The 18,914-nt window shown below is 68.4% G+C and carries 15 protein-coding genes and 1 pseudogene; 3 read left to right on the forward strand and 13 right to left on the reverse strand.

Features of this window, described 5'->3' with window-relative positions; genetic code table 11:
• Positions 1–2: 2 nt before the first annotated feature.
• A complete protein-coding gene (locus ACV095_RS13100) occupies positions 3–2,231 on the reverse strand; it encodes a HelD family protein (RefSeq protein WP_018771550.1) in 2,229 nt (742 codons plus the stop codon).
• Between the two features lie 81 nt (positions 2,232–2,312).
• A complete protein-coding gene (locus tag ACV095_RS13105; RefSeq protein WP_018771551.1) occupies positions 2,313–2,972 on the reverse strand; it encodes a DNA-3-methyladenine glycosylase in 660 nt (219 codons plus the stop codon).
• Between the two features lie 128 nt (positions 2,973–3,100).
• Here ACV095_RS13105 and ACV095_RS13110 point away from each other — a divergent pair, with 128 nt between their 5' ends.
• Complete coding sequence (locus ACV095_RS13110) at positions 3,101–4,579, forward strand: AlkA N-terminal domain-containing protein (protein WP_478222038.1); 1,479 nt, start codon at positions 3,101–3,103, stop codon at positions 4,577–4,579.
• A complete protein-coding gene (locus tag ACV095_RS13115; protein WP_018771553.1) occupies positions 4,576–5,085 on the forward strand; it encodes a methylated-DNA--[protein]-cysteine S-methyltransferase in 510 nt (169 codons plus the stop codon). The genes ACV095_RS13110 and ACV095_RS13115 overlap by 4 nt, the downstream gene beginning before the upstream one ends.
• A 6-nt stretch (positions 5,086–5,091) precedes the next feature.
• On the opposite strand, the gene ACV095_RS13120 is transcribed toward ACV095_RS13115, so the two are convergent.
• From ACV095_RS13120 to argC, 10 genes and pseudogenes are all read right to left on the reverse strand, one after another.
• Positions 5,092–5,829 (reverse strand): maleylpyruvate isomerase family mycothiol-dependent enzyme, encoded by a 738-nt coding sequence (locus ACV095_RS13120; RefSeq protein WP_478222039.1) that lies wholly within the window; start codon positions 5,827–5,829, stop codon positions 5,092–5,094.
• Between the two features lie 38 nt (positions 5,830–5,867).
• Positions 5,868–6,415 (reverse strand): annotated as a pseudogene (locus tag ACV095_RS13125) (pyridoxine/pyridoxamine 5'-phosphate oxidase).
• A 70-nt stretch (positions 6,416–6,485) separates the two neighbouring features.
• Complete coding sequence (gene argH / locus ACV095_RS13130) at positions 6,486–7,913, reverse strand: argininosuccinate lyase (RefSeq protein ID WP_134166032.1); 1,428 nt, start codon at positions 7,911–7,913, stop codon at positions 6,486–6,488.
• 5 nt (positions 7,914–7,918) lie between these two features.
• Complete coding sequence (locus ACV095_RS13135; RefSeq protein WP_018771557.1) at positions 7,919–9,124, reverse strand: argininosuccinate synthase; 1,206 nt, start codon at positions 9,122–9,124, stop codon at positions 7,919–7,921.
• 45 nt (positions 9,125–9,169) lie between these two features.
• Positions 9,170–9,700 carry an arginine repressor gene (locus tag ACV095_RS13140; protein WP_478222040.1) on the reverse strand — a complete coding sequence of 177 codons (531 nt, stop codon included), beginning with the start codon at positions 9,698–9,700 and terminating at the stop codon, positions 9,170–9,172.
• Positions 9,700–10,701: an ornithine carbamoyltransferase gene (argF, locus tag ACV095_RS13145; RefSeq protein WP_018771559.1), complete on the reverse strand. Its 1,002-nt coding sequence runs from the start codon at positions 10,699–10,701 to the stop codon at positions 9,700–9,702. Before argF ends, ACV095_RS13140 begins: the two co-directional genes overlap by 1 nt.
• Positions 10,698–11,951: an acetylornithine transaminase gene (locus ACV095_RS13150; RefSeq protein ID WP_478222041.1), complete on the reverse strand. Its 1,254-nt coding sequence runs from the start codon at positions 11,949–11,951 to the stop codon at positions 10,698–10,700. The genes argF and ACV095_RS13150 overlap by 4 nt, the downstream gene beginning before the upstream one ends.
• Positions 11,948–12,907: an acetylglutamate kinase gene (gene argB / locus ACV095_RS13155; RefSeq protein WP_018771561.1), complete on the reverse strand. Its 960-nt coding sequence runs from the start codon at positions 12,905–12,907 to the stop codon at positions 11,948–11,950. The genes ACV095_RS13150 and argB overlap by 4 nt, the downstream gene beginning before the upstream one ends.
• Before the next feature lie 53 nt (positions 12,908–12,960).
• Positions 12,961–14,127, reverse strand: coding sequence for a bifunctional glutamate N-acetyltransferase/amino-acid acetyltransferase ArgJ (argJ, locus tag ACV095_RS13160; RefSeq protein ID WP_056391324.1), 1,167 nt, complete (start codon positions 14,125–14,127; stop codon positions 12,961–12,963).
• Complete coding sequence (gene argC, locus ACV095_RS13165; RefSeq protein ID WP_478222042.1) at positions 14,124–15,155, reverse strand: N-acetyl-gamma-glutamyl-phosphate reductase; 1,032 nt, start codon at positions 15,153–15,155, stop codon at positions 14,124–14,126. The genes argJ and argC overlap by 4 nt, the downstream gene beginning before the upstream one ends.
• A gap of 162 nt (positions 15,156–15,317) precedes the next feature.
• On the opposite strand from argC, the gene ACV095_RS13170 reads away from it, so the two are divergent.
• The gene (locus ACV095_RS13170) at positions 15,318–16,283 is read left to right on the forward strand and encodes a quinone oxidoreductase family protein (protein ID WP_018771564.1); all 966 of its coding nucleotides are present in this window, start codon (positions 15,318–15,320) and stop codon (positions 16,281–16,283) included.
• An 86-nt stretch (positions 16,284–16,369) separates the two neighbouring features.
• Here ACV095_RS13170 and pheT read toward each other — a convergent pair whose 3' ends face one another.
• Complete coding sequence (gene pheT / locus ACV095_RS13175; protein WP_478222043.1) at positions 16,370–18,913, reverse strand: phenylalanine--tRNA ligase subunit beta; 2,544 nt, start codon at positions 18,911–18,913, stop codon at positions 16,370–16,372.
• Between the last annotated feature and the right edge of the window lies 1 nt (position 18,914).

Genomic DNA, 18,914 nt, shown 5'->3' on the forward strand with positions numbered 1-18,914 from the left:
GCTCAGCCGGCAATGCCGGCAGGCACGGGTTGCGAGGCAATCAGCCGCAGGCGCTGTGTTGCACGTGTCATGGCTACGTACAGGTCCCCCACCTTGCCGTGCTCATGGTTGAGCATGACGGATGGTTCCAGGACCACCACGCCGTCGAACTCCAGGCCCTTGGCCTCGCGCGGGCTGATCACCACGATGTCCTGCTCGTAGCTGCCGGCGCCAGTGCCGATCCGTCGCCCATACACGGCACGCAGTGCTGCTGTGGCCTGGGGCAGGAGGTCACCATCAGCGATCACGGCGAGCAGGCCGCCGTCGAGCGCGTCAAGTTCTTCCGGGAGGACCTCCACGAGCCGGCCGACCACCGCGCCGTTCCCTACTTCGTCGATGATGGGCGCCCAGCGCCCCTCACGAACGGCCTTCGGCGCGGAAACCACCAGGCCAGCCGCGTTGGCCATCCTGACGGCGGCTTCGGCGATCTGCGAGGGCGTGCGGTAGTTGACGGTCAGCTCCTCCAGCTGCCAGCGGTCACCGAACAGCGGAGCAAGCGCCCCCTGCCACGAGTTGGCTCCGGCCACAGAGCTGGTCTGCGCGATGTCGCCCACGATGGTGAAGGACTTCAGCGGGCAGCGCCGGACCAGGAGCCGCCACTGCATGGGTGAGAGTTCCTGTGCCTCATCCACCACGATGTGCCCGAAGGCCCAGGTGCGGTCGCTCGTTGCGCGTTCGGCAGCGGTTTGCCGCCCTTCCTGTTCCTGGTTCTGCTCGGCCAGTTCCTCCGCGGACATCAGGGGGTCCACGCCGGCGGCCTGCATGTTGACCAGGGTCTGCTTGGCGTTGGCAAGGTCGCGGGCACGGTCATGCTCCTGCTGGGCCAGTCCGCGCCCGGCGGCCGGGTCCAGCTCGCCGAGCAGTTCGGCGGCCTCGTCCAGCAGCGGCACGTCCGATTCCGTCCACGGGGCATCCGCGGGACGCTGCAGCAGCGCCCGCTGGGCCGGGGTCAGGTTGGGGGTGCAGAATTCCAGCACCTCCGGCTTGCTGAACAGATCCGAGATCAGCTTCTCCGGCGTCATGGGCATCCAGCACAGGTTCAGCGCAATCCGCACATCGCGGGCCGTCCGGACATCTTCGGCAAGGTACGAGCGGTCCGCGTTGTTGCCGAGGTTGCCGGCTTCGACGAGCTCGGTCATCTGTTCGGTCAGCTCGCGCAGCAGGATCTTCACGAACGTCACGCGTGCCTCGTTGTACGGCTTTCCGGTGGCGCGGGCACGTTCCCTTGCACGCCGGACCTGCCGGGGCGTGAGGGTGAGCTTGCGGCCGTCCACTTCAAGGATCCGGTTCTGCGCGGGGACGCGCATGCGGTTGGACACGGCGTTGGCCACGATCGCGGCCATGTCCAGGCGGCCCTTCAGGGCTGCCACGTCCGCATCAGTTTCGGGCACGGCATTGATGCCGGGCATCAGGCGGCCCACGCTGGCCATGACGACACCGGTTTCACCGAGCGAGGGCAGCACCCGTTCGATGTACTTCATGAACGACGACGACGGCCCCACCAGGAGCACGCCGGCACTTTTGAGGCGGTCACGGTGGGTGTACAGCAGGTAGGCGGCCCGGTGCAGGGCCACGGCGGTTTTGCCGGTGCCCGGCCCGCCCTGGACCACGACGGCGCCGGAAATGGAGGACCGGATGATGCGGTCCTGTTCCGACTGGATGGTGCTGACGATGTCCGACATGCGGCCGGTCCGCTTGGAGTTCAGGGCCGCGAGCAGGGCCCCTTCGCCCTGCAGCGATTCGTCGTCGGTAAGCATCCCAGCGTCCAGGACGTCGTCCTCGATCGCCTTGACGTCCCGCCCCTGCAGGATCAGGTGCCGGCGGCGGCGGACGCCCTGCCGGTCGAAGGCCGTGGCCTGGTAGAAGTGCCCGGCCTCGGGCGCACGCCAGTCCACCATCAGCCGCTGCAGGTCCTCGGTGGTAAGCCCGATGCGGCCAATGTACTGGGCTTCACCGGAGTCCAGGTCCAGGCGGCCGAACACCAGCCGGTCATCGACGGCGTCCAGCTGGGCCAGGCGGTCCTCATACAGTGCAGCGAACGCATCACGTTCCGAAACGTTCTGCATGGTGCCCACGGCTCCGGCGCGCCGGACCTGCGCCAGCTGGCGGCGCTTTTCCTCCCGGAGTTCCTCCAGCCGGGCATACAGGCCGGCTACATACTCCCGTTCGTGGGCCAATTCGGCGTCGTGCATTAACGTTCCCCTATCGCGAAAGACAGACCGTCCATTCTACAACCATTTCCGTTAACGCTTGTGAAACGTTGCAGCCGGCAGTCAACGTGCCGGCTGCTTCCGGATCCGGGGCTTGGCAGCCTTGTATTTGGAGACGGTGGGGTCGCCGGTGAGCCAGAACCGCCAGGCGTATTCCGCCGATCCCCCGGCGCCGGCCACGCCCACCCGCGGGCCCGTACTTACCGGACCGCCGGTGCAGGAGGGAAGCTCCAGGCCGAAAGGTGGAGCCAGCGCGTCCCGGCCACTGTCCGCCGTCGTCAATCCAAGCGCTTTGGCCAGGCGGGCCGGACCGCTGGCCAGGTCGGCGGGCGTTCTCGACGTGGGACGGCGCCGTTGCGCCAGTTCAAGTCCGTCCACCACCTCCCCTGCCCGCAGCAGCAGGGCGGACGCAACGCCTGCCGGGCCGCAGACAATGTTGGTGCAGTGGTGCATGCCGTAGGTGAAGTAGACGTAGAGGTGCCCGGCGGGGCCGAACATTGGCGCATTGCGGGGTGTCGGGCCCCGGTAGGTATGCGAGCCCGGGTCCGGATGGAGCGAATCCTCGGGCCCAAGGTAGGCCTCCACCTCGGTGAGCCGGATGGACACCGCGCCGTCCCGGGACTGGTGCGTCAGTACGGCGCCAAGAAGCTGCGGGGCGAGCTCGCGGGCATCTCCGGACAGGAAACTCCGGAGCGTCCCGGCGTCCGGAGCACTTTCGTTCATTGCTCGACTTTACCCGGATGCCGCCCGTTTCATCCGCCCGGCAGCCGCCCCGGCGCCGGATTCCCGCCCTCCACGGCCATGTCCGATTTCCGCTAGTACCGGCCGGGGTGGGCTGGCAGGATGGAGGAATGGACTTCTGGCAGCGCTACCGGGCAATCGATGCCCGCGACCCCCGGTTCGACGGCCAGTTCTATACCGCCGTCCGCACAACCGGGATCTACTGCCGCCCCTCCTGCCCGGCCCGCACCCCCAAGGCGTCCAACGTGACGTTTTACGAGACGTCCGCCGCGGCACACGAGGCGGGCTACCGGGCCTGCAAGCGCTGCCTGCCGGAGGCGGTGCCGGGAACCCCTGCCTGGAACGTGCGGCAGGACGTTGCGGGCCGGGCCATGCGGCTGATCAACGACGGCGTGATCAACCGGGACGGGGTGGCAGGCCTTGCGTCCCGCCTGGGGTATTCGCCGCGCCAGCTTAACCGGATCCTGGGGCAGGAACTGGGTGCCGGTCCCCTGTCGCTGGCCCGCGCTGCGAGGGCGCAGACCGCACGTACGCTGCTGGTGTCCACCTCCATGAAGCTGGCCGACATCGCCTTCGCGGCCGGCTTCAGCAGCGTGCGGCAGTTCAACGAGACCATCGCCGAGGTGTTCGACATGACCCCCACCGCACTTCGCAGGACGGTCCGGCACCCGGCCCCCGGTGGCGGCACGACGGCGCTGACCCTTGGCCTGCCCTACCGTCCGCCGTTCGATCCAAGCATCTTCTCCTTCCTTGCGGTCCGTGCCATCCCCGGCATCGAGGAGGGCACGGCCACCTCCTACGTACGGACCCTGCGGCTCCCCCATGGCGATGCGCGCTTCCAGGTGGCGTACGACGGCGGCACGCGGGCACGGCAGCTCACCCTCACCGTGGGTGCGGTGGACCTGCGGGACCTTCCGGCACTCCTGAGCCGCGTGCGGAGGCTGTTCGACCTGGACGCAGACCCCGAAGCGATCGACGGTGCCCTCACGGCCGACCCCAGGCTTGCCGCCTCCGTTGCCGGCGCTCCCGGAATGAGGATGCCGGGGGCGCTGGACCCGCAGGAACTGCTGGTGCGGGCCATGGTGGGCCAGCAGATCACGGTGGCGGCGGCCCGGACCGCACTGACCCAACTGTCCGCCGCCGGCAGTCCCAGCAGCACGGCCGGCGACGGCCTGGACAGGCTCTTCCCGACGCCGGCCCAAATAGCCGCGGCGGGCCACCTGCTGCGCGGGCCCAGGAGACGGACCGAATCGCTCCTCCAGGCGGCCTCGGCCATGGCCGCCGGAGAACTGGAGTTCGGCTATGGGGACGACCTAACCGGCCTGGGCGCCAAACTGCTGCCCTTGCCGGGGGTGGGACCATGGACCGTGGGGTACGTGGCCATGCGGGTCCTGGGCGCCCCGGACGTCTTCCTCGCCAACGACGCCGCCGTTCGGAACGGAATCCGCGCCATCGATAATGGTGACAGCGCCCTGAGCCCGGACTTCCGGGAGACCAGCCCGTGGCGCTCCTACGCCACCATGCACCTGTGGCGCGCCGCAGCACGGCCCGCACCGACAACAACCGTTCCCGCGAAAGGGATGCCATGAAAGCGCAACTGATGCAGCTGTCCACGCCTGACGGGCCCTTCACCATCCTTGCCCGGGACGGTGTGGTCCTCGCTTCGGGCTGGACGGCAGGCCTTGCAGAACTCACCGGACAGGTCCATCCCACGCTGCGGCCCGACGCCGTGGAAGAGGTGGCAAGCCTTGGCGGGATCTCGTCCGCCGTTGAAGCCTTCTACGACGGCGACCCCGCTCCCGCCATGTCAGTCCGGGTCCTGCAGCAGTCGGGCCCGTTCCGTGCCCACGCCTGGGACGTGCTGCGCCAGGTCAAACCCGGCTCACCCGTTACGTACACCGAGTATGCGGCCCTCGCGGGCAACCCGCGTGCGGTCAGGGCGGCGGCCAGCGCCTGTGCCTTCAATGCAGCGGCGTTGTTCGTTCCCTGCCACCGGGTGATCCGGACCGATGGCTCGCTGGGCGGCTTCCGCTGGGGCCTGCCCATCAAGGAAAGCCTGCTGGCCCGCGAGGCTGGCCAGGACTGCTTCAGTTGAGGACGATTACTTTGGGTCGGGCATCGCCGAAGGCCAGGGCAGCAGGGCGGGAAGGTCGGTGCCGTCCCCGGCGGCGGTGGCCCGCAGGCTGTCCAGCGACGGCTTGCGCCCAGCGAGCCAGGCGGCGATATCCGTGACCATGCCGCTGACGACGACGGTGCTGCCGCCGGCGCCAAGGGCCAGCGGCGGAAGTGCCACCGGCTGCAGGACAAGCCGGGTACCGGCCGGGACGCGGGCGGCCAGGAAATCGAAGAGGTGGGAGCAGAATTCCCTGTTCCAGGTTTCGGGTCCCGTGCCGGCATCCAGGTCCGCGGTGTGGATGACGAGCTCGCGCCATAGCGCCAGCCCCGCATCGAAGATGACGCCGTCGCGGAACGCGATGGGCGTCTGCCACTCATCCCCGTCCAGTGCGTCAAAAGCCGCCAGTGCGCGGCGCAGCGCGGCATCGACGTCCTCCCGGTGCTGCCCAAGGCTGTGCCCCGCGGCCAGATCGATGGCGCGGTTGCGGCCTTCCACGCCGCCGTCGTAAAGCTCCACCGTTTCACCGCGGCGGCCGTACTCCACCTGACGGGCCAGGGCGTCGCAGATTCCGGCGAGGTGGGCCAAAAGGTGCCCGCGGCTCCAGCCGGGAAGGGTGGACGGAGCACGTTCGCCGCCCTCGGGAATCCGGTCCAGCCCGGCAGTCAGCGCGGCGCCGGCCGTGTGCAGTTCGGCCAGGAGGCCGGCAGGAGAAGGAGAGGTCATGCGGCCAGCCTAGCCGAGCACCCAGGCGCGCCAGCTACTTATTCCAGCGGCGATCCGTCCGGCCCGACACGGTGCCGGACATGGCTGCCGTCGTTGCTGGCCTGCCAGAACTCGATCTCGACGGGCTGGAGGGCGTAGAGCTGCCACTGGGGATTGTCGCTTCCGTCGGCCCGGGGCCGCTCGTGCCAGTCCACCGCGGAAGCCTCGGCAGAAAGCTCGGCCACAGCGCCGGCCACCCGGACCTGACGGCCCAGGCCCGGCCAGTAGAAGTTCATGGCGGCACGTGGTTCAGCGGCCAGCTCCCGGCCCTTGCGGGAGGTGCGTGACGTGGCGAAGTGCCAGCCGTCGTCGTCAATGTTCTTCAGGATCAGCATCCGCGAGGACGGCTGCTGCCCACCGCCGGATGCCGCGCCACCGTGGCCAGGCTGAACGCGTGCGGCTGCTGCTCCCCCGCGTCCAGCGCCTCATCCAGCCACTGCTTGAACAGCAGCGCCGGGTCCTGCGGGGCGTTGTCCGGGTCGAAACCGGGCAGGCCGGAGGGGAAATCGGGAAGGGTGCGAAGGAACTTGCGGAAGGTTTCGCTCATGGCTCCACCCTAGCCACAATCAGCAAGGGGCCCCGCGGAAAAACCACGGCGCCCCTTGCAGATCCGGTATTTAGCCTGCGTACGCCCGGACGTCGGCGAGCTCGGCTTCCAGTGCGGCGAGCTGGCGTTCGACGGCGGCCGGCGCCGTTCCGCCCTGGGAGTTGCGGCTGTTCAGGGAGCCTTCCGTGGACAGGACCGTGCGGACCTCGGGGGTGAGATGCTCCGAGATGGCAGCGTACTCCCCGTCCGTAAGGTCCCACAGTTCCACACCACGGGATTCCGCCTGCTTGACCGCCGCGCCGGAGAGTTCGTGCGCCTCGCGGAACGGCACGCCCTGGCGGACCAGCCATTCGGCGATGTCCGTGGCCAACGCGAAGCCCTGCGGGGCCAGCGACTGCATCCGTTCAGTGTTGAACTTGAGGGTGGCGATCATGCCGGAGACGGCCGGAAGCAGCAGCTCCAGGGTGTCGGCGGCGTCGAATACCGGTTCCTTGTCCTCCTGCAGGTCGCGGTTGTACGCAAGCGGAAGGCCCTTGAGCGTGGCCAGCAGCCCGGTGAGGTTGCCGATCAGGCGCCCTGCCTTGCCGCGGGCCAGCTCTGCCACATCCGGGTTCTTCTTTTGCGGCATGATCGAGGACCCCGTGGAGTACGAATCATGCAGCGTGACGAAGGAGAACTCCTTGGTGGCCCAGAAGATGACTTCCTCTGAGATCCGGGAGAGGTCCACGCCGATCATCGAGCAGACCCAGGCGAACTCGGCGAAGACGTCGCGGGACGCGGTGCCGTCGATCGAGTTATGAGTGGCGGAGTAGAAGCCCAGCTCAGCGGCCACTGCTTCCGGGTCGAGCCCCAGCGAGGAGCCGGCCAGGGCACCCGAACCGTACGGCGAGACGCCGGCCCGCTTGTCCCAGTCCTGCAGCCGCTGCACGTCGCGCAGCAGCGCCCAGGCGTGGGCCAGCAGGTGGTGGCTAAGCAGGACCGGCTGGGCGTGCTGCAGGTGGGTGCGGCCCGGCATGGCAACACCGTGGTGTGCCTTTGCCTGCTCCACCAGGGCATCCACCGTGGCAAGGACGCCGCGCGCGATGATCCTGGCGTGGTCGCGCAGGAACATCCGGCCCAGGGTGGCCACCTGGTCGTTGCGGGACCGGCCGGCGCGGAGCTTGCCGCCCAGTTGGGTTCCGGCCCGCTCGATCAGTCCGCGTTCCAGGGAACCATGCACGTCCTCGTCGGATTCCGCCGGCAGGTACGCCCCGGACGCCACGTCCTCGTCCAGCTGCGTGAGGGCGGCCAGCATGCCTTCGAGCTCGGCATCGTCCAGCAGTCCTGCTTTGTGCAGGACGCGGGCGTGCGCCTTGGAGCCGGCGATGTCGTAACGGGCCAGGCGCCAGTCGAAGTGCGTCGATTTGCTTAGCGCCGCGAGGGCGTCCGCGGGGCCACCGGCGAACCGGCCGCCCCACAGCGCGCCTGTATTGGTGGCTTCCAGTTTTTGCCCAGCCACAGGGGCTACTTCCCTGCGACCCGGATGTCGCGGCCGGAGGCAACCTTGGCGGACATGCCCCACAGCTCGATGAAGCCCTTGGCCTGGGACTGGTCGAAGGTGTCGCCGGTGTCGTAGGTGGCCAGCGAGAAGTCGTACAGCGAGGTGTCCGAGCGGCGGCCGTTGACGATGGCCTGGCCGCCGTGCAGGGTCATGCGGATGTCGCCGGAGACGTACTTCTGGGTGTCCTCGATGAAGGCGTCCAGGGAGCGCTTCAGCGGGGAGAACCACTGGCCGTCATAGACCAGCTCGGCCCAGCGCTGGCCAACGGTGGCCTTGAAGCGGGCCTGCTCGCGCTCCACGGTGATGTCCTCGAGGTGCTTGTGCGCGGTGATCAGGGCCATGGCACCGGGGGCTTCGTAGATTTCGCGCGACTTGATGCCCACCAGGCGGTCCTCGACGACGTCGATGCGGCCCACGCCCTGGGCGCCGGCGCGGCGGTTGAGTTCCTTGATGGCCTGCAGCGGAGTGACCTTGACGCCGTCGATCGCTACCGGGACGCCGGCTTCGAAGGAGATGATGACCTCATCCGGGGCCGGCGGGAACTCCGGGGTGGCGGTGTAGTCGTAGATGTCCTTGGTGGGGGCGTTCCAAATGTCCTCGAGGTAGCCGGTTTCCACGGCGCGTCCCCAGACGTTCTGGTCGATGGAGTACGGGTTCTTCTTGGTGGTCTCGATGGGCAGTCCCTTTTCCTCGGCGAAGGCGATGGCCTTGTCGCGGGTCAGGGCGAGGTCGCGGACCGGTGCGATGCACTTCAGGTCCGGGCCCAGGGTCTGGATGCCAACCTCGAAGCGGACCTGGTCGTTGCCCTTGCCGGTGCAGCCGTGGGCCACGGTGGTGGCGCCAAATTCGCGGGCTGCCTTCACCAGGTGCTTGACGATGACCGGGCGGGAGATGGCGGACACCAGCGGGTAGTGGCCCTGGTAGAGGGCGTTGGCCTTCAGGGTGGGCACGCAGTATTCGTTGGCGAACTCGTCCGATGCGTCGGCCACGTAGGCCTCGACGGCGCCGCAGCCCAGGGCGCGCTGGCGGATGGTTTCCAGCGATTCGCCGCCCTGTCCGACGTCCACCGCCACGGCGATGACCTCGGCACCGGTGGCTTCACCGATCCAGCCGATGGCGACGGACGTGTCCAGGCCGCCGGAGTAGGCCAGCACAATGCGTTCAGTCACTTTAGATGCTCCTTGTTGGGGTTGGTTGGTTCGTTGTCTTCAAGCTTATTGCCCGGCTTCTTCTGCCATTTGCAGGAAGCGGGCTGCCAGGTCCGGTCCGCCCAGCGGGTCGCGGGAGACCAACAGGACGGTGTCGTCCCCGGCGATGGTGCCCAGGATGGACGGCATCACCGAGTGGTCGATGGCCAGGGCCAGGAAGTTCGCGGCGCCGGGCGGAGTGCGCAGGACCGCGATGTTGGCCGAAGCTTCGGCGGCGACCAGCAGTTCGCTGCACAGCCGGGCCAGCCGGGCATCCAGGATCTCCTGCGTCACGCCGCTTTTTGCGGCCCGCTCGCCGCCTTCGCCGGGAACGGCGTAGACCAGGACGCCTTCCTTGCCGCGGACGCGGACGGCGCCCAGTTCCACCAGGTCGCGGGACAGCGTGGCCTGGGTGACCTGCACGCCGTCGTCGGCCAGCAGCGCCGCAAGCTCGGCCTGGGAACGCACGGACTGCCCGGTGAGGATGGCGGTGATGCGCGCCTGCCGGGCGGTCTTGGTGGCCGGGCTGGTGCCCGGGGAGGACGGCTGGGCGGACACTAGAACGTGCTCTCTCCGGTGCCCTCGACGGGGGAAAGGCCGTCAACGAAGGCCAGGCCCGAGCGGTGCATCAGCCAGGCCATCAGCGCCTTCTGGGCGTGCAGCCGGTTTTCCGCCTCGTCCCAGACGATGGACTGCGGGCCGTCGATGACGTCGGCGGAGATTTCGTAGCCCCGGTAGGCCGGGAGGCAGTGCAGCACGACGGCGTCATCCGCGGCGAGTGCCATGGCGTCCGAATCGACGGAGTAGTCCCGGAACAGCTGGAGCCGGGCCTCCTTCTCGGCTTCCTGCCCCATGGAGACCCACGTGTCGGTGGCCACGACGTCGGCACCCTTCAGTGCTTCCTTGGCATCGGTGGTGATGAGCACGGAACCGCCGGTCTCAGCCGCGCGCTCCTCAGCCGCGGCCACGATGTCCGCGGCCGGCAGGTAGCCCTCCGGGCCGGCGATGCGGACGTGCATGCCGGCGGTGACTCCGGCCAGCAGGTAGGAGTTGGCCATGTTGTTGGCGGCGTCGCCGAGGTAGCTCATGGTGAGTCCCTTGAGGTCGCCCTTGTGTTCCTTGACGGCCAGCAGGTCCGCCAGGAGCTGGCACGGGTGGTAGTCATCGCACAGGGCGTTGATGACGGGAACCCTTGAGTTCTCCGCCATGGCCACCAGGCCGGCGTGGGCGCCGGTGCGCCACACAATGGTGGAGACCATCCGTTCGAGCACCTTGGCGGTGTCCTCCACGGATTCCTTGTGCCCGATCTGCGCCTCGCCGGGGTTGATGACCAGGGCATTGCCGCCCATGTCCGCGATGCCGGTGGCGAATGAGACCCGGGTCCGGGTGGAGGTCTTGTCGAAGATCACGGCCACGGTCTTGCGGCCGCTGCCTTCAGCGGCGAACGGCTGGACGCTGTAGGGGGCCGCCTTCATGCGGGCGGCGAGCTCCAGGACTTCCGCCTGTTCGGCGGGGCTGAGGTCGGTGTCCTTGAGGAAGTGCCGGGTTGCGGTGGTCACTGGGCGTCCTTAGCTGTCTGGAGGATTGCCGGGAATGCGGCGAGGAACGTGTCGGCCTGTGCCGTGGTGAGGATCAGCGGCGGGGCCAGGCGGATGGTCCGCGGGCCCGGGCTGTTGACGATGAAGCCTGCGTCGAGGGCCGCCTGCACGACGGCCGGTGCTACGTCGGCGTCGAGGTCGAAGCCGATCAGCAGCCCTTCACCCCGGACCTCGGTGACGCCGGGGATCGCGGCCAGTGCGGAGCGCAGGTGTTCGCCCACGGCCGTGGCGTTGGCCAGGACGTTCTGGCTTTCGAGGGCGTGGAGGGTGGCGAGGGCGGCTGCCGTGGCCACCGGGTTTCCGCCGAAGGTGGTGCCGTGCTGGCCGGCGGACAACAACGACGACGTCTGCCCACCCATGGTGATCAGGGCACCGATGGGGAATCCGCCGCCCAGCCCTTTGGCCAGGGTGATGGCGTCAGGGACAATCCCCGCATCCTCGCTGGCGAGCCACTTGCCGGTGCGGCCGATGCCGGTCTGGACCTCGTCCAGGATCAGCAGGGCGCCGGCTTTGCTGGTGGCCTCCCGCGCGGCCTTCAGGTAGCCCGGCGGCAGGGGGCGCACACCTGCCTCACCCTGGATGGGCTCCAGGAACACGGCGGCCACGGTTTCGTCCACTGCTGCCTCCAGCGCAGAAATATCGCCGAACGGGATGTGCACCACGCCACCGGGCAGCGGCTCGAAGGGCGCCCGGTAGGCCTCCTTGGCGGTCAGGGCCAGGGCGCCCATGGTCCGGCCGTGGAACGCGCCCTCGAGGGCGATGATGGTGGTCCGCTTGACCGTACCGTCGCCGGTATTGCGGCGGGCAAGTTTGAAGGCGGCCTCGTTGGCTTCGGTGCCCGAGTTGCTGAAGAACACCTTGGAGCCGGCAGGAGCGTGCGCCAGTTCCAGCAGTTTTTCGGCCAGCGCCACCTGGGTGGGGCTGGTAAAGAAGTTGGAGACATGGCCCAGTGTGGCCAGCTGGCTGGCGATGACTGACGTCACGAAGGGGTGGGCGTGGCCCAGGGCGTTAACGGCGATCCCGCCCAGCAGGTCCAGGTATTCCTTGCCGTCGGCGTCCCACACCAGGCAGCCGGCACCGCGGACAAGGACCCGCTGCGGCGTGCCGAACACGTTCATCAGCGAACTGGAGTAGCGCGAGAGCCACTCGGAGCCTGCGTGGCCCGTGGTTTCCACCAACTCGGTGACTGAAGGCTTTTCAACCGTGTTCATCCGTTGATCTCCTCGTCCGGGACTACCTGGGTGCCGATGCCCGCCGTCGTAAATGTTTCCAGAAGCATGGAGTGGGCCAGGCGCCCGTCCACGATGTGTGCCCGTTCCACGCCCTCGTCAACGGCCTTGAGGCAGGCCGCCATCTTGGGGATCATCCCGGACTCGAGCCTGGGCAGCATCTCCCGCAGCTCCGACGCCGTGAGGGAGGAGATCAGGGAAGTCTTGTCCGGCCAGTTGGCGTAGAGGCCTTCAACGTCGGTGAGGATCACCAGCTTCGAAGCGCCCAGCGCCGAGGCGACGGCGGCCGCTGCGGTGTCCGCGTTGACGTTCAGGACCTGGCCCGTGGGCTGGAACCGCGCGGTCCCCGCCACGCTTTCTCCGCCGTCGACAATTTCCGGGGCCACCGTGGAGATCACGGGGATGCGGCCGGCGTCGAGGATGTCCACGATGCCGGCGGGGTCGACGCCCACCACCTCGCCCACCAGCCCGAGGTCCACCTCTTCGCCGTCCACCACGGTGCCGGTGCGGACAGCGCGCAGCAGCCCGCCGTCTTCACCTGACATGCCCACGGCGTAGGGCCCGTGGGAGTTGATCAGGCCCACCAGTTCGCGTCCCACCTGGCCGGTGAGGACCATGCGGACCACATCCATGGCCTCGGGCGTGGTGACCCGGAGGCCGCCCTTGAACTCGGATTCGATGCCCAGCCGGCCCAGCATGGAGTTGATCTGCGGGCCGCCGCCGTGGACCACCACGGGGTGGATGCCCACATGGTGGAGGAAGACGATGTCTTCGGCGAAGGCGCGGCGGAGTTCGTCGTTCACCATGGCATTGCCGCCGTACTTGATCACCATGGTGGTGCCGGCAAACCGCTGGATCCAGGGCAGCGCCTCGATCAGGGTTGCCGCCTTGTCCTGGGCAGCGGACATGCTGGTGGTTTCACGCGTTTGGGTGTTCATGTTGTCACTTTCCGCAGCGGTTTATGCCTTGGCGGGCAATGGCTGGAGGGGCCCTAGCTGGAGTAGGCGCTGTTCTCGTGCACGTAGTCATGGGTGAGGTCGTTGGTCCAGATGGTGGCCTCGGCATCGCCTGCCTGCAGGTCGATTTCCACCAGGACTTCGCGCGGCTCCAGGTCCACCAGGCTGCGGTCGTCGCCGATGCTGCCGTTGCGGCAGATCTGGACGCCGTTCATGGCCACGTTGAGCTGGTCTGGCTCAAAGGCGGCGTCCGTGGTGCCCACCGCGGAGAGCACGCGGCCCCAGTTGGGATCCTTGCCGAAAATGGCCGCTTTGAACAGGTTGGAGCGGGCCACGGAGCGGCTGACGGTTTCGGCGTCCGCTTCGCTGGCAGCGTTGAACGTGCGGATGGCGATGTCGTGGCTGGCGCCCTCGGCATCGGCGATCAGTTTGCGGGCCAGCTCGGCGCAGACCTTGGTCAGCCCGGCACCGAAATCCTCGGCCGAGGGCACAGCCGCGGAAGCGCCGGAAGCCAGCAGGACAACCGTGTCGTTGGTGGACATGCAGCCGTCGGAGTCGGCGCGGTCGAACGTAACCCGCGTGGCGTCGCGGAGGACGACGTCGAGCATTTCGGGCTGCACCACGGCATCCGTGGTGAGGACCACCAGCATGGTGGCCAGGCCGGGGGCCAGCATGCCGGCGCCCTTGGCGATGCCGCCGATGCTGAATTCCTGGCCGTCGGCGTCGGTGCCGATGAAGAGGGCCGACTTGGGCACGCTGTCGGTGGTCATGATGGCCGTGCCGGCGTCCGGTCCCCCGTCGGTGCTGAGTGCTGCTGCAGCGGCCTCGACGCCCGGCAGGATCTTGTCCATGGGCAGCTGCTCGCCAATCAGGCCGGTGGAGCAGACGAACACGTCGGTGGCTGAGATGCCCAGGACCTCGGCCACTTTCTCCGCGGTGCTGTGGGTGTTCTGGAAGCCCGTGGGACCGGTGCAGGCGTTGGCCCCGCCGGAGTTGAGGATGACGGCATCCACGCGGCCGTCCGAGACCACCTGGCGTGACCAGTGCACGGGGGCTGCGGCCACGCGGTTGCTGGTGAACACGGCGGCGGCGGCTTTGGATGGTCCGTCGTTGACGACCAGGGCGAGGTCCGGGTTGCCGGAGGCCTTGAGTCCGGCGGTGACGCCTGCTGCCCGGAATCCCTGGGGGGTGGTGATGGTCACGGAGCTACTCCCTGCAGGTTGAGGCCGGCGGTTTCGGGCAGGCCGAGTGCGATGTTCATGGACTGCACGGCTCCGCCGGCAGTGCCCTTGGTCAGGTTGTCGATCACGCAGGTGACGACCACCCGTCCCGTGTGGGCGTCGAAGGCCAGCTGCATGGCTGCGTGGTTGGAACCCTGGACCGATTTGGTCCCGGGCCACTGCCCCTCGGACAGCACGTGGACGAACGGCTCGTCGTCGTACGCTTCGGTCCATGCCTGCCGCAGCTGCGCTGCGGTGGTGCCCGCCTTGACCTTGGCAGTGGCGGTGGTCAGGATGCCGCGGCTCATGGGAGCAAGGGTGGGCGTGAAGGAAACGCTGACTTTTTCCCCTGCCGCGTTGGAGAGGCCCTGCTCGATCTCGGGGGTGTGCCGGTGTCCACCGCCCACGCCGTAGGGACTCATGGAGCCCATGACTTCAGCGCCGATCAGGTTGACCTTGGCGGCCTTGCCCGCGCCCGAGGTGCCGGAGGCGGAAACGATCACGACGTCGTCGGGCTCCAGCAGGTGCGCAGCGAAGCCGGGGGTCAGCGCCAGGAGGGCGGACGTTGGGTAGCAGCCGGGAACGGCGATGCGCTTGGCGCCCTTGAGGGCTTCCCGCTGGCCGGGCAGCTCCGGGAGTCCGTAGGGCCAGGTGCCGGCATGGGGCGAGCCGTAGAACTTCTCCCACGCGGCGGGGTCTTCAAGGCGATGGTCGGCGCCGGCGTCGATGACAACTGTCCCTTCGGGAAGCTGGGCGGCGATCTCGGCGGAAGCACCGTGCGGCAGCGCCAGGAAGACGACATCGTGGCCGGAGAGGTTCTCCACCGTGGTGTCTTCAAGGATGCGGCTGGCCAGTTCATGCAGGTGCGGCTGCAGTTCGCCGAGGCGGGACCCGGCATTGCTGTGCGCTGTGATGGCACCGATGGTCACACCGGGGTGCCCCGCCAGAAGGCGAAGGACCTCTCCCCCGGCGTAGCCGCTGGCACCCGAAACCGCAACAGAAATAGTCATGCTTCGACTATACAGCAATAGTTATGCATTGATGCCGATATTTATGCATGGCCGTCCTTGAGGCCTGCGGTGACGCCGGGACTTGCCGTGCCGGTCTGCGGTGTCCCTAGGATGGTCTCGGCAGCCGGGGCCGGAAACGCCGGGACCCGCGAAAGGAGAGCCATGACGCATGCAATCGTCGCACGGCAGGCAGGCGGACCGGAAGTCCTTGACTACGCCGAGGTTCAAACACCCGCTCCGGGGCCGGGCCAGGTGCTCTTCAAAGTCGGGGCGGCCGGCGTCAACTTCATCGACACCTACAAGCGCAGCGGGACCTACAAAGTCCAGTACCCCTTCACCCCCGGCACGGAAGCCGCAGGGACGGTGGAAGCCGTGGGCGAAGGCGTCACCGGCTTCTCCGTGGGCGACCGGATAGCCACGGCCGAGGGCCTCAACTGCTACGCGGACTACGCCCTGGTGGATGAGGACGCCGCACTGCCGGTACCGAAAGGCCTGGATGTCTTCACCGCCGCCGCCCTTCCCCTCCAGGGCATCACCGCGCATTACCTGGTCAATTCCACCTTCAAGGTGGAATCCGGGCACACCGTGCTGCTGCACGCCGGGGCCGGCGGGGTTGGACTGCTGCTCATCCAGCTGCTCAAGGCAAAGGGCGCCCGGGTCATCACTACCGTGTCCAATGACGGGAAAAAGGCCCTCGCCCTTGAGGCCGGCGCGGACCATGTGCTGCGCTACGAAGGTTTTCCGCACCACGTGCGCGAGCTCACCGGCGGCAAGGGCGTGGACGTGGTGTACGACGGCGTGGGTAAGGATACGTTCGACGGCTCCCTTAACGCCCTTGGTGTCCGGGGAATGCTGGTGCTGTTCGGCGCAGCCTCCGGCCCGGTCCCGCCATTTGACCCGCAGCGCCTCAACGCCGGGGGTTCCCTGTTCCTCACCCGGCCCACCATGGGCCACTACCTGCGGGATGCCGCGGAGCGGCGCTGGCGCTCCGACGAGGTCTTTGCAGCGGCCGCCGGCGGGAGCCTGAAGGTCCGCATCGGGGCCCGCTACCCGTTGAGCCAGGCCGGGCAGGCACACCGTGACCTTGAGGGCCGGAAAACCACCGGAAAGGTTCTCCTGGTGCCGTAGGGAAACCCCGCTTCGCCGGATAATGAAGAAGTCCCCGCGCCCATTCAAGGGTGCGGGGACTTCCGTGGTTCAGGAGTTTGTCCTGCTTAGCGCTGGACGGCTCCGAACCGTTCCGCGGCCAGGGCAACTGCCTGCTCACGCGCGGCCGAGGCTTCGTCAGCGGTGAGGGTGCGGTCAGCGGCGCGGAAGCGGAGGCCGAAGGCCAGCGACTTCTTGCCCTCCTCGATGCCCTTGCCTGCGTAGACATCGAACAGCGCGACGTCCTCCAGCAGCTCACCGGCGCCTTCACGCAGCGCACCAAGGACCTCGTCCGCGGGCACGTCGGCGGGAACAACGAGTGCAACGTCCTGCGTCGCCACCGGGAACGTGGAGATGTGGCGGGCCACGATCACATCCGGTGCCGCCTCAAACAGGGCGTCGGCATTGAGTTCAAGTGCCACCGAACGGGCCGGCATGTCCGAGGCCGCCAGCAGCTTGGGGTGCAGTTCGCCCGCGTACCCCACGGTCTCTCCCGTCCGCAGTGCGAGCCGGGCGGTGCGGCCGGGATGGAACGCCTGGTGGCTGCCCTGCGTGACCACAAGGTCGACGCCGAGGACGTCGCCCGCAAGGCGGGCAACATCCAGCGCGTCGGCCCAGTCCCACGTCCGCGGAGTATGGCCGGCAGCAGCCGGGGAATCGTGGCCGGTGAGGATGGCGGCCACATGGAACGGCTGGTCCGGGACGCCGTCGTACAGTGCGTCGAGCACCTCGTCGGCGGGCTTGGCGCCCAGCGGCGGGATGGAGGCAGTGCCCACGGTCCCGGCGGGAAGGAACACCAGGCCCGATTCGAACAGGGCGAGGTCGCGGAAGCCGCGCGAGTGGTTGCGCTTGGCCACCTCGATCAGCCCCGGCAGGATGGACGTGCGCAGGTAGCCCTGCTCCTCGCTGATGGGGTTGGCCAGCTTGACCGCGCTCCGCTGGGCACCCTGCTCGGCGACGCCAAAGGTGTCGTTGGCGGCCTTGGACACGAACGGGTAGGACAGCACCTCGGTCAGGCCGGCGTCGGCCAGCGACTGGATCAGGCGCCGGCGCTGCTGCTGGATCCGGGTGAGTCCGCGCCCCGGAGGGGCCACCGGCAGGGTGGCCGGGATCTTGTCGTAGCCCACCAGCCGTGCGATTTCCTCGGTCAGGTCTTCCTTGGTCTCCAGGTCGCTGCGCCACGTGGGCGGCGTAACGCTCCAGCCGCCGTCGTTCTTCTCCACGACGGCGCCCAGGTCCTCCAGGGAGGTGACGATCTGCTCTTCGGTGAAGTCGACGCCGATGCGGGCAGCGGCGAAGCCGGCGGGCAGCCCGATGGTGATGGTTTCCGGAGCCGTGCCCACGTCGGTTCCGGGTTCGTCGGCGGTGCCGCCGGCCAGTTCCACCAGGAGGTCCACCACGCGCTGGGCGGCGACGCCCGCCACCTGCCAGTCAACCCCGCGCTCGAAGCGCTTGGACGCCTCGGAGGGCAGCTTGTGCCGGCGACGCGACCGCCCAATGGACACCTCGTCGAAGTGCGCTGCTTCCACCAGGACGTTCGACGTCGAGTCACTCACCTCAGTGGTGGCGCCGCCCATGACGCCCGCAATGCCGATGGCGCCCGAATTGTCGGTGATCAGCAGGTCCTCGGCGTCAAGGGTGCGCTCCTTGCCGTCCAGGGTGGTGATCTTCTCGCCTGCGGAGGCACGCCGCACCACGATGTCGCCGGACAGCTTGTCCAGGTCGTAGCAGTGCGTGGGCTGGCCCAGCTCGAGCATGACGTAATTGGAGATGTCCACCGGCAGGGAGATGGAGCGGATGCCTGCCAGCCGGAGCCGGGACACCATCCACGGCGGGGTGGGGCGGGTAGCGTCAACGCCGCGCACGGTGCGTGCCACGAAGCGGTCGCAGCCGGGCTTGCCGTAAATGGGGGCGTCGTCGTTGAGTTTGACGCCGTAACCCCCGGACAGCTCTGCCGGGGCGTCGACCTTCGCGGCAGGGTCCGTGAAGGCGGTGCCGGTGGCGTGGGCGTACTCGCGGGCAACCCCGCGGATGGAGAAGGCGTACCCGCGGTCCGGGGTGACGTTGATTTCCGCGGCCTGGTCATAGAGGCCCAGCAGTTCCATGGCGTCGGTGCCCACTTCCGGGTCCAGCCCGATGCGGGACAGCACCAGGATGCCGTCGTGGTCCTCGCCGATGCCCAGTTCGCGGACTGAGGCGATCATGCCGGCGGACAGGTGGCCGTAGGTCTTGCGGGCCGAAATGTGGAAGTCGCCGGGCAGCACGGCACCCGGAAGCGTGACCACCACTTTGTCGCCCTCAACGAAGTTGTGGGCGCCGCAGATGATGCCCTGGACGCCGGAGGGGTCAATGCCGTCCCCGGTGAGGGTCTGCTCCTGCCCTTCGGGGACAACGCGGACCTGGCACCAGTTGATGGTCTTGCCGTTGGTCTGGGGTTCCTTGACCAGGCTCAGGACCTGGCCCACCACGACAGGGCCCCTCAGCGTGTCCGTGGGGCGGTGGACCGCTTCTTCCTCGAAGCCCACCTTGACCAGTTCGGCCATGACGTCTTCGGCCGTTGCATCGGCCGGTACGGCCGCGAATTCACGCAGCCAGGAAAGTGGGATACGCACT

It is taken from the genome of Arthrobacter sp. JDC6 (assembly GCF_056484025.1).

Excerpts from the sequence above, each read along its gene's own strand:
- ACV095_RS13100 (WP_018771550.1), bottom strand. The coding sequence starts at position 2,231 with ATGCACGACGCCGAATTGGCCCACGAACGGGAGTATGTAGCCGGCCTG.
- ACV095_RS13105 (WP_018771551.1), bottom strand. The coding sequence starts at position 2,972 with ATGAACGAAAGTGCTCCGGACGCCGGGACGCTCCGGAGTTTCCTGTCC.
- ACV095_RS13110 (WP_478222038.1), top strand. The coding sequence starts at position 3,101 with ATGGACTTCTGGCAGCGCTACCGGGCAATCGATGCCCGCGACCCCCGG.
- ACV095_RS13115 (WP_018771553.1), top strand. The coding sequence starts at position 4,576 with ATGAAAGCGCAACTGATGCAGCTGTCCACGCCTGACGGGCCCTTCACC.
- ACV095_RS13120 (WP_478222039.1), bottom strand. The coding sequence starts at position 5,829 with ATGACCTCTCCTTCTCCTGCCGGCCTCCTGGCCGAACTGCACACGGCC.
- ACV095_RS13150 (WP_478222041.1), bottom strand. The coding sequence starts at position 11,951 with ATGAACACGGTTGAAAAGCCTTCAGTCACCGAGTTGGTGGAAACCACG.
- argB (WP_018771561.1), bottom strand. The coding sequence starts at position 12,907 with ATGAACACCCAAACGCGTGAAACCACCAGCATGTCCGCTGCCCAGGAC.
- argC (WP_478222042.1), bottom strand. The coding sequence starts at position 15,155 with ATGACTATTTCTGTTGCGGTTTCGGGTGCCAGCGGCTACGCCGGGGGA.
- ACV095_RS13170 (WP_018771564.1), top strand. The coding sequence starts at position 15,318 with ATGACGCATGCAATCGTCGCACGGCAGGCAGGCGGACCGGAAGTCCTT.